The sequence below is a fragment of the Streptomyces sp. NPDC102467 genome (assembly GCF_044765445.1).
In the GTDB taxonomy this organism is placed as follows: Bacteria; Actinomycetota; Actinomycetes; order Streptomycetales; family Streptomycetaceae; genus Streptomyces.
In genome coordinates this window covers 203,239-216,864 of the sequence record NZ_JBIWKA010000012.1, presented here as the reverse complement: position 1 = coordinate 216,864, position 13,626 = coordinate 203,239, and the positions used below count along the sequence as shown (strand labels likewise).

Genomic DNA, 13,626 nt, shown 5'->3' with positions numbered 1-13,626 from the left:
GATTGCATCGTTGAATGCAACGTTGCAATACCCTTTGGCGGAGTCATTTTGTGAAGGGCGTCGCATGAAAGGATGACGCGGTGAGCAGTCGTCTGAAAGATGTGGCCGCCCGGGCCGGTGTCTCCGTACGCACCGTGTCGAACGTCGTCAGCGGATCCGCCACGGTGGCGGCCGAGACGCGACAACGCGTACAGGAGGCGATCGACGAACTCGGCTACCGGCCCAACCTCGCCGCCCGCAGCCTGCGCGCCGGCCGCACCGGCATCATCGGACTGGCCATCCCCGAACTGCACTCCCCGTACTTCGGCGAACTCGCCGGGCTCCTGGTGGACGAGGCCCAGCGCCGCTCCTGGACCGTGGTCATCGACCAGACCCGGGGCGACGCGGACGCCGAACGCCGCCTGCTCGCCCAGGGCGGTGGACGGGTGGTCGACGGCCTGATCATCAGCCCCTGGGCGCTGGATCCGGCCGAACTCGCCGCGACGGCACCGGCCGTTCCCCTCGTCCTGCTCGGCGAGCGCAGTCCGCAGGGAGCGGCCGACCGCGTCGCCGTCGACAACGTCGCCGCCGCCGTCGAAGCCACCGGCCATCTGATCGGTCTCGGCCGCCGCCGCATCGCCGCCATCGGCCTCCAGCCCCACCTGCACAACGGCACCGCCCGACTGCGCGCCGAGGGCTACCGCCACGCACTGGACCGCGCCGGGCTCCCCCGACTCCCCGACGCGCAACGCCCCGTCGCCGCCCTGCACCGGGCGGACGGCGCCAGGGCCATGACCGAACTCCTCGACGGTCCCGTCGCCCCGGACGCCGTGTTCGCCTTCAGCGACGAACTCGCCCTGGGCGCCCTCCACGTAGCGCACGAACGGGGGTTGCGCGTCCCCGAGGACCTCGCGATCGTCGGGTTCGACGACATCGAGGACGGCCGCTACAGCAACCCGTCCCTGACCACCATCGCGCCGGACAAGCAGCAGATCGCCGAACGGTCCCTGCAGTGTCTGGCCGACCGCATATACAGCCCCGGCAACGCCGTCCGCCCGCAGGAGTTGATCGTGCCGCACCGCCTGATCAGGCGCGGCACCGCCTGAACATCCGTCACTCGGCTTCCCGACGGCGGCCTCCCTCACGCCACCGGGCGGGGTCGATCCGGCCTGCGTACAGGGGGAGTTCGAGCGGCTGCTGGTCCTCCGCGAAGGGGGCCCACACCCGGGTGAGGCCCGCGGTTCCGTGCGAGCGGACCCTGCGCGCCTCGGCGAGGTCGAGCACATCCGTCAGGACCAGCTCCGGTTCGGGCCCGGCCTCGGCGCGTACCCGCCCCTCGGGATCGACCAGCACGCTCCGGCCGATCCCGTCCGGCGGCGCCGCGTTGACGCTGGCCATGAAGACCTGGTTGACGATGGCGTTGGCACGCGCGAGGACCACTTCCTGTGTCCGGTCCACGGTCGGCGTGCGCACCAGATTCAGGACGAGGTCGGCGCCCTGCCACGCCAGGTGCCGCGTGACTTCGGGGAACCATGCGTCGTAGCAGATCGACAGACCCACCCGCCCGTACCCCTCCATGTCGAAGACGACGAACCGCGAGCCCGCGGCCGTGGTCTCGTGAGGCCGCCACGGGAACATCTTGCGGTACGCCGCGACGCGCGCCCCCCGCGGTGAGTACACGACGGCCGTGTTGTAGATCTGCCCGTCCTCGTCCCGCTCGTAGACCGTGCCGGGGACGAGCCAGATGCCCAGCTCCCGGGCCAGGCCGGCCAGCATCGCGTCCCGCGGCCCGTCCAGCGGCTGCGCCGCCGCGCTCATGACCTTCTCGGGGTCCTCGTCCTTCGTGTGCCCGCACAGGTGCAGTTCCGGGTAGACCAGCAGCCGGACGTTGGGGTAGGTCCTGGTGAGCCAGGCTACTTCCGACGCGAAGGAGTCCAGGTCAGGGGCGGAGTGATGGCGGGCGGCAGCCTGCACGAGGCCGACCGAAAGGGGGCGGGACATCGGTTGCGGGACACCTTTCGGGCGGACGGCGGGAGGAGAGGGGCGGGGAGGGGCGGGGGGAGCGCGGACGAGCCAATCACCCTGTTCACCCAGGGACAAGGCCCCTCTTTCCTGCGCGAACCACAGGGTCGACCTGTCCCCTAGCCTGTCCCTCGGCAGGAGCAGACCTCATGACCTCATGGACTTCACAAACTTCACAGACCTCGCAGACCTCATAGACCTCGTAGACCTCATGGACGGCACAGGCAACGCATGACCCTCAACCAGCTGCGGGCCTTCGTCGAAGCGGAGCGACTCGGGTCGTTCACCGCAGCGGCGCAGGCCCTGGACATGGCCCAGGCATCGGCCTCCGAACTGGTCCGCCGACTGGAGACCGAACTCGACGCCGAGTTGTTCGTCCGCGGCAGCCGCACCCTGACCCTGACGTCGGCCGGACAGGAACTGCTGCCCTACGCCCAGCAGGCGGTGGAAGCGGCGGACCACGGGACGCGGGCGGTGCGCTCCCTGGGGTCCCTCGGGGGCGGCACGGCCACCTTCGGGGTGTTGCGCAACGCGGACTATTACCTGCTCTCCAACCTCGTGCAGATGTTCCACGCCCGGTATCCGTCCGTCCGGGTCCGGCTCGTGGGCCAGAACTCCGCCGAGACCGCCGCGGCCGTCGCCGCGGGCCGCATCGAGGCGGGCCTTGTCGTGCTGCCGATCGACGACGAGGGGCTCACGGTGAGCCCGCTCCTGCGCGACGAGGTCCGCTACGTCAGCGCCAGCGAGGAACGCACCCGCACTCCGGTGACCATCGAGGCCTTCTCGGCGGCTCCTCTCGTGCTGTACGACGCCCATTACGGCTGGCAGGACCCGACGCGGCGGCAGATCGCGGAGCGCGCCCAGCTCGCGGGAGTCACCGTCGACCCGCTCATCGAACTCGAACACGTCGAGGCCGCGCTGAAGCTCGTCGCCGCCGGGGTGGGCGACACGATCGCCAGCCGTGCGGTGGTCGCCGGACCCACGTTCCCGGCCGGCCTGCGCACCGCCTCCTTCGCCGAGCCTCTCTACGACACCATCGCGCTGGTCAGGCGCAGAGGGCACCCCCTCTCCCGCGCCACCCGGGAACTCGCCCGGATCGCCGAGGACACCCTCCGCGAAATCGGCGCCGGGCTCAGCCTGTGAACCAAGCACAGGGACACCCTGTAGGTCGGACAGGAACTACCCCTCTAGTCCTGTGCCGGCGCGGCGTCTAGCGTCCACGCCATGCAGATCACGCACGACGAAGCCCAGGCCCTCCCCCCTCTCCAGTGGCTGAAGAAGCCGGCCGTCGACGGCCCTCCCGCCCAGCGCGACCCCAAGGTGGTCGAGCGGGTGTCGCAGATGCTCAAGGAGATCGAACGCAAGGGCATGGACGCGGTACGCGCCTACGCCCAGGAGCTGGACGGCTGGTCCGGCGAGCTGGAGATCGGGGCCGCCGACCTCAAGAAGTCGGGGGACGCGCTGCCCCCGGACGTCCGTACCGCTTTGGAGATGGGGTACGAGCGCACCCACCGGTTCGCCGCCGCTCAGCGCGAGCACTTGACGGACTTCGAGATCGAGGTCGCCCCCGGCGTGGCCGGCGGCCAGCGCTACGTCCCGGTCTCGCGCGTCGGCGCCTACCTGCCGGCCGGCCGCTTCCCGCTGCTCGCCAGCGCTTTCATGACGGTGAACGTCGCCAAGACGGCGGGGGTGCCCACCGTGCTGGCGTGCACTCCCCCGTCGGGCGAGCACGGCGCCCACCCCGCCGTGCTGTACGGCGCCCACCTGTCCCGCGCCGACCGGGTCTTCGCCCTCGGTGGCGTCCAGGCCCTGGGCGCGATGGCCTTCGGTCTCCTCGGCGAGGCCCCGGTCGACATGCTGGTCGGCGCCGGGAACGCCTTCGTCACCGAGGCCAAGCGGCAGCTGTTCGGCCAGGTCGGCATCGACCTGCTGGCCGGCCCCTCCGAGGTCGCGGTCATCGCCGACGACAGCGCGGACCCGGTGTGGGTCGCGGCGGACCTGCTGGGCCAGGCCGAGCACGGCCCCAACTCCCCCGCCGCGCTGATCACCACGTCCGAGAAGCTCGGCCGTGCCGTCGTCGCGGAGATGGAGCGCCAGCTCGCTTCCCTGGCCACCCGGGACATCGCCGGACCGGCCTGGCGCGACTTCGGCTCGGTCATCGTGGTGGCCGACAGCGCCGACGCGGTCGCCGTGGCCGACGTACTGGGCCCCGAGCACCTGGAGATCCAGACCGAGGACGACGACTACTACCTGACCAACCTCACCTGCTACGGCTCCCTGTTCATCGGGCGCTGGTCCACCGTCGCCTACTCCGACAAGGGCATCGCCGGTACCAACCACGTGCTGCCGACCGGCAAGACCGCTCGCTACAACGCCGGCCTCTCCGTCTCCCGCTTCCTCAAGCCGCTCACGTATCAGCGGGCGGCGAAGGAAGGCACGGCGTCCCTGGCCCCCGCGGTCGAGCGCATCTCCGCCTTCGAGGGACTCGCGGCGCACGGTGCGACCGCGACACTGCGCATCGACGAGATCGGGCGGACGTCCGAGATGTTCGACGCCGTTCCGAAGGACCTGCGCGACCAGCTCTGATCCCCCTCCTCGCCGCCGCACCCGGTGCGGCGGCGAGGGCCCCAGCACATCACCCCGTACACGCCGTCTCCTCCCCCTCCAGGTCGCCCGCGCCCCACGCTCATCCGAGGATCCCTGTATGCAGCACCACTCGCCCGAGCCACCTCCGGCCGCCCCCGCCGACGCCACTCTCACCCAGGGCCTCAAGGGCCGGCAGATCACCATGATCTCCATCGGCGGGGTGATCGGCGCGGGCCTGTTCGTCGGTTCGTCCACCGCGGTGGCCACCGCGGGACCCGCCGTCCTGATCTCGTTCCTGCTGGCCGCCGCGCTCGTGGTGCTCGTCATGCAGATGCTCGGCGAGATGGCCGTCGCCCACCCCGACACGGGCTCCTTCTCCACCTACGCGGACAGGGCCCTTGGCCGCTGGGCCGGGTTCTCGATCGGCTGGCTGTACTGGTGGTTCTACATCCTCGTCATCCCCATCGAGGCCATCGCGGCGGGCGAGGTCATCGCCGCTCTCACCGGCCTGCCCAGCTGGATCCCGGCGCTGGCGATGATCGTGCTGCTGGCGGGCAGCAACCTTCTCGCGGTGCGCAACTACGGGGAGTTCGAGTACTGGTTCGCCCTCCTGAAGGTCGTCGCGATCGTGGCCTTCCTGGTCCTGGGAGTGCTCGCTGTCCTCGGCCTGCTGCCGGGCTCCGACACCAGCGGCGTCTCGAACCTGTGGAGCAACGGCGGCTTCGCCCCGAAGGGCGCCACGGCCGTCCTCGCCGGGCTGCTCACCGCGATGTTCAGCTTCCAGGGCAGTGAGATCGTCACCATCGCGGCGGCCGAGTCCGAGGAACCGAAGAAGAACATCAAGAAAGCCGTGCGCGCCGTCGTCTGGCGGCTCGGCCTCTTCTACGTCGGCTCGATCCTCGTCGTGGTCTGTCTCGTTCCCTGGAACTCCGCCGACCTGGCGGCGGCCGGCTCCTACCAGGCCGTCCTGGAGCGGATGAACATCCCGGGCGCGGGGCGGATCATGGACGTCGTTCTCGTCGTCGCCGTCAGCAGCTGCCTCAACTCCGCCGTCTACACCGCATCCCGCATGGTGTTCTCCCTGGCCAAGCGCGGCGACGCCCCGGCCGCCTTCGCCCGCACGTCCCGGCGCGGAGTGCCCCGCAACGCGGTCGTGGCCTCCACCGTCATCGGCATCGTCGCGGTGGTCGCCAACTACCTGCTGCCGAGCGTCTTCTCCTACCTCATCGCCTCCAGCGGCGCGATCGCGCTCATGATGTACCTCGTCATCGCGCTGACCCAGTACGCGATCCGGCGCAAGGAGGGGCAGCCGCGCGAGGTACGCATGTGGGGGTTCCCCTACCTCACCCTCGCCACGATCGCCTTCATCGCGGGGGTGCTGGTCCTCATGGCCGTGCTGCCGGGGCACCGCCTCGAACTGTGGCTCTCGCTCGGCCTCGCCGCGGTCCTCGTCGGCGTGGGCGTCCTGCGCCAGCGGCGGCAACGGGTGGGCCCCGACGACACGGACGGCACGGACGCCGCCGAGCCGTCCTCGACGGCGACCGCCGCGCGGCTGTGACGGTCAGGAGACGCTCGCATGAGTGGCCCTGGGGACGAACTCGGTCGGCAGCACCAGGCGTTCGCCCCCGGGGTCGACGTCCCCGCTGATGCGGCGCACCAGCAACCGGGCCGCCTGCCGCGACAGCTCCCCCAGGTCGTGCCCGACGGTGGTCAGCCGGAACACCTCCCAGGAGGCCATCGGAAGGTCGTCGAAGCCGATGACCGTGAGATCCTCGGGCACCCTGATCCCGGCCGCGAGGGCGGCGTTCAGGACGCCGATCGCGACCACGTCGTTGCCGCAGAACACCGCCGACGGCGCTTCGGCCGCCGCCATCAGGGCGGGCAGCGCGCGGTACCCGGTGTCGTACTCGAACGCGCCGCGTACCACCCGGTCCTCGGCGAGCCCGACCCCCGCGTCGGCCAGCGCCAGCCGGAAGCCCAGTTCGCGGTCGCGTCCCGTCGTGGTGTTGGCCGCGCCGAAGATGCCCGCGATCCGCCGGTGCCCCAGGGCGACGAGCTCCTGGGCCACCAGCCGGCCGCCCCCCTCGTTGTCGACGACCGAGGCGTAGTCGTCCGGCCCGCCGGTGTCGCGGTTGAGGAAGACGTAGGGCATTCCTCGCCGCTCGAGCTGGGCGGGCAGCCGGGAGTCGGTGGTCGCCGTCGCGAGGACGACACCGTCCAGCGACTGGTCCAGGAGCCGCTCCTCGGCGACCGCCTCGTCGGACCGCTGCGTGATCAGCATCATCCGGTAGCCCAGAGTGCGCAGTTCGTCGTGGAGCGGCGCGATCACATGCGGATAGAACGGGTTCGTCAGATCGGTCACGATGACGCCGACGCGCCGCGTGGACCGCGTCGACAGGGTCCGCCCCGCTTCGCTCGGCACATAGTTCAGCGCCTTGGCAGCCCGTCTGACCTTCGCCCGTGTCGCCTCCGACACCCGGGGGTCGTCGCGCAGCGCCCGGGAGACCGTCGGCTGCGAGACACCCGCCAGCCTTGCCACGTCGTGACTGGTGATCCCCATCGGTCCGCTCCTCGTCGCCGCCACTGCGCCGCCCCGGCGCGCATCCAAATCAGTATACGTATGCCGTATCCAGCCCAACCCCTTGACACAGACTCCCTTCAACACCTGTCATGGGAATGCATACGTATTCCAGATGCAACGCAGATGCTTTTCGGATCAAGGAGCGGTCAGTCATGCCCGATGTCGTCGTCACCACCAGCGAACTCGCCGAGCGCACGGTGCGCCGCAGCGACTTCGTCTCCTGCAACCAGGCCTTCATCGACTGCCGTACACCAGGCTCCGATCAGAAGGAGAACTACGCGATGATCGGTCCGGGCGTCTCGCAGGCGGCCGGTCAGCACGTCAACCTCCGGCTGCCGCACGGCTACAACATCGGCGCCGCGGCCATGCCGCACGGCATCACCAACAACCTCCACCTCCACTACACGGCCGAGGTGTTCGTCTGCACCGAGGGCGAGTACCTGCTGCGCTGGGGCGCCGACGGCACCGAGGGAGAACTCACCCTCAGGGCCGGTGACATCGCGTCCATCCCCACCTGGATCTTCCGCGGCTTCACCAACACCGGCGCGGACGACGGCTGGCTCTTCACCGTGCTGGGCATGGACCACACCGGAGGCATCATCTGGGGCCCCTCCGTGCTGCGTGAGGCGGAGAGCCACGGCCTGTACCTCAGCGCCGAGAACAAGCTGATCGACACGGTCGCCGGCGACGCCCTCCCGGCGGAGGCCGAACGCGTCAGCCCCATGACCCAGGAGCAGATCGACCGGCTGCGCCACTACAGCCCCGACGAGATGAAGCGCCGGATCGCCGCCGCGGACGAACTGGTGTGGTCGGAGCACCCCTTCCTCGACAGCACGCTGCCCGGCGGCGGTGTGCGCCTGAGCTGCGTCATCGGGTACGGCATGACCGAGGACCCGCACCAGGACCCCCGCATCTTCAACCCGCACGGCCACAACGCCGCCTGGTTGCGCGCCGATCCCGGCCAGGGCGTCTCGCTCCACCGGCAGCACGAGACCCAGACGTTGATCGTGAAGGACGGCCAGTGGGAGGTCACGCTCAACCACACCGACCCGGTGTCAGTACGCCTGGGCCCCCGCGACATGCTCTCCGTCCCGCAGGACGCCTGGCGGACCCTGCGCAACGTCGGCGACACCCGGGGAGACGTACTCGTGGTCAACTCCGGCGACGGCAGGGTCCGCCTCGAATGGGACGAGGAAGTCCTCAAGGCCGCCGCCGACGCGGGCCTCGGCATCGACCACAACGGCTACGTGGCCCCGTACGCGCTGCTGCCCCGCTCCGCCCGGCGCTGGTGACCGGCGTGCGTCGGGCCGGTCCGGCCCGCGGGCTTCCGGTGGTCGTGGTCCCCGGCATGCTCTGCGACGCGAGTCTGTGGTCCGGCGTCGACTTCCCCGGCGGCCACGATGTCCACCACGTCCCGCTGACCGAGCCGGACATCGGGGCGCTGGCGGAGGAGGTGCTGGCCACGGTGGCGGGACCGTTCGTCCTGGTCGGACTGAGCCTGGGAGCCATCGTCGGCTTCGAGGCGCTGCGCCGGGCGCCGGAGCGGATCGCGGGCCTGTGCGTGATGTCGGCCAACGCGGGCGCCCCGCGCCCCGAGCAGTACGCGGCCTGGCGGGCGATGGACGAGCTGATCGGCGCGGGGCGGTTCGCGGACGTGGTCGAGCAGACCCTGCCCGACATGTTTCCGGGCCGCCGCCCGGCTCCCGAAGCCGCGCGCCGCTACCGCCGCATGGCACACGCCGTGGGCCCGGACGCCGCCCGAGCCCAGCTCGCCGCGCAGGCGACCCGGACGGACGCGGAGGCCGCACTGCGCGGCGCCCGCTGCCCCACGGTCGTCCTGAGCGGGACGCGGGACTCCCTCTGCCCGCCCGCCTTCCACCGGACGATCGCGCACGCCGTGCCGGGAGCCCGGCTGCGAGAACTGTCCGACGCCGGCCACCTGTTGCCCTGGCAGCGTCCCGACGCCGTCACCAGCGCCCTGGGCGCGGTGCTCGCCGCCGCCGAGCGCGACGAACCGTCGGCCGCCTTGACCCCTGCACCCTGATCTCCACCCGACACCCCTCCCCCCAGTGAAGAGAGCCGTCATGCCTCGATTCCTCAAAACCCCCGTACCCGCCACCGAGGTGCGCGCCGCCCGCGCGGACGTCGCCGAGCGCGTCCACGCCATCCTCGACGACATCCGCGAGCGCGGTGACGACGCGGTCCGCCAGTACTCCGAGAAGTTCGACGGCTGGAGCCCCGACTCCTTCCGCCTGGCGCCCGCCGACATCGAGCGCATCATCTCCGGGGTCCCGACGACCGTCCTGGACGACATCCGCTTCGTGCAGGAGCAGGTCCGCACGTTCGCCCAGGCCCAGCGCGACTCGATGCGCGACGTCGAGATCGAGACGCTGCCCGGCGTCCACCTCGGGCACCGTCACGTGCCGGTGGCCGGCGCCGGTGCGTACGTGCCCGGCGGGCGGTACCCGCTGACCGCGTCGGCGCACATGACGATCGTGACGGCCAAGGTCGCGGGCGTCCCCCGGGTCGCCGCCTGCACCCCGCCGATCCGGGGCGAGATCCCCGCCGCCACCGTCGCCGCGATGCACCTGGCGGGGGCCGACGAGATCTACCTGCTGGGCGGCGTCCAGGCCGTCGCGGCGCTGGCCCTCGGGACCGAGACCATCGGGCGGGTCCCGATGATCGCCGGGCCCGGCAACGCCTATGTCGCGGAGGCCAAGCGCCAGTTGTTCGGCGAGGTAGGCATCGACCTGTTCGCCGGACCGACCGAGATCCTGGTGATCGCCGACGAGCACGCGGACCCGTTCGTCGTCGCCGTCGACCTGCTCTCCCAGGCGGAACACGGCCCGGACTCCCCCGCGGTGCTGGTGACCACGTCCGAGGAGCTGGGCCGCGAGGTCGCAGCGCACATCGACCGCCTGCTGCCCGGCATGCCGACGAAGGACTTCGCCGAACCGGCCTGGCGCGACCACGGCGAGATCGTCGTGGCCGACTCCCTCGACGAGGCCTTCGAGATCGCGGACTCCTACGCCAGTGAACACGTCGAGGTCCTGACCGAGAACCCGCGCCAGGCGCTGGACAAGATGCACGACTACGGCGCGCTCTTCCTCGGTGAGGGCACCTGTGTCTCCTACGGCGACAAGGTCATCGGCACCAACCATGTGCTGCCCACCCGGGGCGCCGCGCGCTACACCGGTGGCCTGTGGGTCGGGAAGTACCTCAAGACGGTCACGTACCAGGAAGTCACCGACGCCTCCTCCTCGGCCCGGCTCGGCGAGGTGTGCGGACGGGCCGCACGCGTCGAGCTGTTCGAGGGGCACGCCCGCTCCGGCGACGTACGGGCCGCCAAGTACGGGAAGGGCACCCTGCCGTGGAACGACGAGGCCCGCGCGTGAGCGGCCCCGCGACGCCGCTCGCCGGACGGACCGCGCTGGTCACCGGCGGGGGCAGCGGACTCGGCGCCGCCATCACCCGGTCCCTGCTCTCCGACGGCGCCCGTGTGGTGATCACGGGACGCAACGAGGCCACGCTCAAGGAGACGGCCACCCGGCTCGGCCCGACCGTCTCCCATCAGGTCTGCGACGTGTCCCGGCCCGACGACGTCCGGGAGCTCGCGGAGAACCTCGCGGGCGAGGAGATATCGATCCTGGTCAACAACGCCGGGATCGCCGGCCCCGTGGCCCCGCTGACCGAGATCGCGCCCGACGAGTGGGACGAGGTCTTCGACGTGAATGTGCGCGGGGTGTTCCTGATGTGCCGGGCCTTCCTCCCCGCCATGACGCAGCGCGGCACCGGCGACGTGGTCAACATCGCCTCGGTGTCGGGCAAGCGACCCCTGCTGCGGCGTACGCCCTACTGCGCCTCGAAGATGGCGGTCATCGGCCTCACAGCAACGCTGGCGGGCGAGGTCGGACCGCTGGGCGTCACGGTGAACTCCCTGTCCCCCGGCCCCGTTTCGGGCCCGCGGATGGAGCGCAACTTCCGCCTGGAGGCCGAGCGCACGGGCAGCACCCACGAACAGGCCGAGCAGGCCTTCGTGGCACGCTCCGCCCTCGGCCGCATGGTCACCGAGGACGAGGTCGGCGAGGCGGTGAGCGCGATGCTGCGGATGCGCGGCCTGTGCGGAGCCGACATCGACCTGTCGGCGGGGATGGTGGCACGGTGACGGCGCGAGGCGCGGAGTCTGCGCGCCGTAGCCTCAAACAGCGGCTGGCTGACGGCGAGCAGCTCCGGGGCGCGCTGCTGCGGCTGCCGTCGGAGACGCTCGTGGAGATGGCGGGCGTGGCGGGTCTCGACTATGTGGTCATCGACTGCGAGCACGGGCCGGCCGACACCGCGCTGCTCCAGCACCACATCACGGCCGCGGCAGCCCAGGGCATCGACGTCATCGTCCGCGTGGGCACGTCCGAACCGGCCTTGGCGCTGCGCTGCCTGGACCTGGGCGCCGTGGGCGTGATTCATCCACACATCGACAGTGCCGAGGACGCCCGGCGGGCGGTGGCCGCGTGCCACTATCCGCCGCTGGGTGAGCGGGGGTTCGCCACGTACAGCAGGGCGGGCCGGTTCGGCACGGTCTCCGCGGCCGAGCATGTGGACGCCTCCCGGGACACCCTGGTCGTGGCGATGATCGAGACCGAGCGGGCCTGCGCGGCCGCCGACGCGATCGCCGGCACACCGGGCGTGGACGCCGTCCTGGTCGGTCCTGCCGATCTGGCGGCGGACTGCGGTCTCCCCGGCCAGGACACCGTCACGGCGCTGATCGCCGGCGCACACCGGGCCACCCGTGCGCAGGACCGCGCGGTCATGACCATCGTGCCCGGTCAGGACGCGGCCCGGAAAGCCGAGCGGGCGGGCTCTCAGCTGATCCTCTTCAACATGGCGCAGGTCCTGATGGACACCCTGCGGGCGCTCGCCGAGCCCGGCGCCACGGAAACCACATGCACCTCGGCAACCTCTTGACGCCCCCTACCCGGCCCTTTAGCGTTCACCACGAGTTCATACGTATGCACGCGCTTCGTGCCGTTCCTCGCACCACCTCTCGCACCCCTCTCCCTGCGCGATCGGAGAAGCCATGTCCGCCGCAGCCCCTCCCAGTACAGCCACCGCTTCCACCACGGTCGACCCGGACAAGCGGAACGCGATTCGCCGAGCCATCGCCGCGGGAAGCATCGGCAACTTCGTAGAACAGTTCGACTACGGTCTTTATGGCTACATGGCGCCGATCATGGCCCCCGCGTTCTTCCCCGAGAGCGACAGGACCGTGGCGGTCCTCGGCACCTACGCGATCATCGCCGTGGCGTGCCTGTTCCGGCCGCTCGGCGGAACACTCGTCGGCCGCTGGGGAGACCGGGTCGGCCGCAAGCAGACGCTGCTGTGGACCATCGTGTTCATGGGCGTGGCGACCGCCCTCATCGGAGCGCTGCCCACCTACCACCAGGTCGGCATCCTCGCGCCGATCCTGCTGCTTGTGCTCCGCGTCGTGCAGGGCACGGTGTCCGGCGGCGAGTACGTCGGCGCGGTGGCCTTCATCGTCGAGTGGGCGGAGCCCGACCGGCGGGCCTACTACACCTCGTACGCCTCGAACAGCTGCTTCGTCGGCACCCTCGCCGGGGCCGGCACGGCCGCGCTGACCAGCTGGGTGTTCACGGGCCCCTCGCTCGACTCATGGGGATGGCGCATGCCGTTCCTGCTCGCGATCCCGCTCAGCCTGGTCGGGATCTGGCTGCGCCGGCACATCTCGGAGACCCCCGAGTTCGTCCGCGCCACCGCCGACGGGACGCAGGTCGTCAAGTCGCCGGTCCTCGATGCACTGCGCACCCAGCGACGGCCCATCCTGGTCTACTGCGGCATCTCGATCATGTGCGCGATCCTCTCCTACACCTGGGTCACGTTCTATCCGCAGTACCTGACGGACACGCTCGGCCTGCCGCGCTGGATGGGTCTCGCCTCGAACGCCATCTCGATCGCGGTCCTCATCCCGCTGCTCCCGCTGGCGGGCAAGCTCTCGGACCGGATCGGGCGCAGGCCGATGTTGATCACGGGCGCCCTGGCCTGCATCTTCCTGGTCCCGCTCGCCTTCTGGGTCGGCGAGGGAGGCACCTTCGGCGCCGCGGTCGCCAGCCAACTGATCTACCTGGTGCCGGAGTTCTTCCTGACCGGCATCATCACGGTCTGCGCCGCCGAGCTCTTCGCGACCCGTACCCGGTTCAGCGCGAGCGCCATCGCGTACAACAGCTCCTTCTCCATCTTCATGGGGATCACGCCGTTCGTGGCGACGCTGCTCGTCAGCACCTTCGACACCATCTACGCCGTGTGGGTCTACCTGGCGGCTGCGGCGGTCCTGGCCCTCGTCACGGTGACCACCTTCATGACAGAGACGTACCGGAGCCACCTGGGCGCGGACAAGTTCGCCCGATAGACCCGAGGCAGAACGACCAGGCCGCACTGCCTCCTCCCGG

12 protein-coding genes are annotated in these 13,626 nt (G+C 71.0%); 10 read left to right on the top strand and 2 right to left on the bottom strand.

Annotated elements, in window-relative coordinates; genetic code table 11:
- Positions 1 to 80 precede the first annotated feature (80 nt).
- Complete coding sequence (locus ACIREE_RS25880; RefSeq protein WP_404156646.1) at positions 81 to 1,085, top strand: LacI family DNA-binding transcriptional regulator; 1,005 nt, start codon at positions 81 to 83, stop codon at positions 1,083 to 1,085.
- Positions 1,086 to 1,092: 7 nt separating this feature from the next.
- Here the strand turns inward: ACIREE_RS25880 and ACIREE_RS25875 are convergent, their stop codons facing one another.
- Complete coding sequence (locus tag ACIREE_RS25875) at positions 1,093 to 1,980, bottom strand: carbon-nitrogen hydrolase family protein (protein WP_404156644.1); 888 nt, start codon at positions 1,978 to 1,980, stop codon at positions 1,093 to 1,095.
- Positions 1,981 to 2,232: 252 nt separating this feature from the next.
- Here ACIREE_RS25875 and ACIREE_RS25870 point away from each other — a divergent pair, with 252 nt between their 5' ends.
- From ACIREE_RS25870 to ACIREE_RS25860, 3 genes are all read left to right on the top strand, one after another.
- A complete protein-coding gene (locus ACIREE_RS25870) occupies positions 2,233 to 3,144 on the top strand; it encodes a LysR family transcriptional regulator (RefSeq protein WP_404156642.1) in 912 nt (303 codons plus the stop codon).
- A gap of 81 nt (positions 3,145 to 3,225) precedes the next feature.
- Positions 3,226 to 4,587 (top strand): histidinol dehydrogenase, encoded by a 1,362-nt coding sequence (hisD, locus tag ACIREE_RS25865; protein ID WP_404156639.1) that lies wholly within the window; start codon positions 3,226 to 3,228, stop codon positions 4,585 to 4,587.
- Between the two features lie 118 nt (positions 4,588 to 4,705).
- A complete protein-coding gene (locus ACIREE_RS25860) occupies positions 4,706 to 6,145 on the top strand; it encodes an amino acid permease (RefSeq protein WP_404156636.1) in 1,440 nt (479 codons plus the stop codon).
- 3 nt (positions 6,146 to 6,148) lie between these two features.
- Here the strand turns inward: ACIREE_RS25860 and ACIREE_RS25855 are convergent, their stop codons facing one another.
- Positions 6,149 to 7,147 carry a LacI family DNA-binding transcriptional regulator gene (locus ACIREE_RS25855; protein ID WP_404156633.1) on the bottom strand — a complete coding sequence of 333 codons (999 nt, stop codon included), beginning with the start codon at positions 7,145 to 7,147 and terminating at the stop codon, positions 6,149 to 6,151.
- 173 nt (positions 7,148 to 7,320) lie between these two features.
- On the opposite strand from ACIREE_RS25855, the gene ACIREE_RS25850 reads away from it, so the two are divergent.
- The 6 genes from ACIREE_RS25850 (at position 7,321) to ACIREE_RS25825 (ending at position 13,586) form a co-directional block, all read left to right on the top strand.
- The gene (locus ACIREE_RS25850) at positions 7,321 to 8,460 is read left to right on the top strand and encodes a cupin domain-containing protein (RefSeq protein ID WP_404156630.1); all 1,140 of its coding nucleotides are present in this window, start codon (positions 7,321 to 7,323) and stop codon (positions 8,458 to 8,460) included.
- Positions 8,461 to 8,465: 5 nt separating this feature from the next.
- A complete protein-coding gene (locus ACIREE_RS25845) occupies positions 8,466 to 9,212 on the top strand; it encodes an alpha/beta fold hydrolase (RefSeq protein WP_404156627.1) in 747 nt (248 codons plus the stop codon).
- A 40-nt stretch (positions 9,213 to 9,252) separates the two neighbouring features.
- Positions 9,253 to 10,563 (top strand): histidinol dehydrogenase, encoded by a 1,311-nt coding sequence (gene hisD, locus ACIREE_RS25840; RefSeq protein ID WP_404156624.1) that lies wholly within the window; start codon positions 9,253 to 9,255, stop codon positions 10,561 to 10,563.
- Positions 10,560 to 11,333 (top strand): SDR family NAD(P)-dependent oxidoreductase, encoded by a 774-nt coding sequence (locus ACIREE_RS25835; protein WP_404156622.1) that lies wholly within the window; start codon positions 10,560 to 10,562, stop codon positions 11,331 to 11,333. The genes hisD (ACIREE_RS25840) and ACIREE_RS25835 overlap by 4 nt, the downstream gene beginning before the upstream one ends.
- Positions 11,330 to 12,127 (top strand): HpcH/HpaI aldolase/citrate lyase family protein, encoded by a 798-nt coding sequence (locus ACIREE_RS25830; RefSeq protein WP_404156619.1) that lies wholly within the window; start codon positions 11,330 to 11,332, stop codon positions 12,125 to 12,127. Before ACIREE_RS25835 ends, ACIREE_RS25830 begins: the two co-directional genes overlap by 4 nt.
- Before the next feature lie 112 nt (positions 12,128 to 12,239).
- Entirely contained in the window at positions 12,240 to 13,586 is a 1,347-nt protein-coding gene (locus tag ACIREE_RS25825) for an MFS transporter (RefSeq protein WP_404156616.1), read from the top strand.
- Positions 13,587 to 13,626 lie beyond the last annotated feature (40 nt).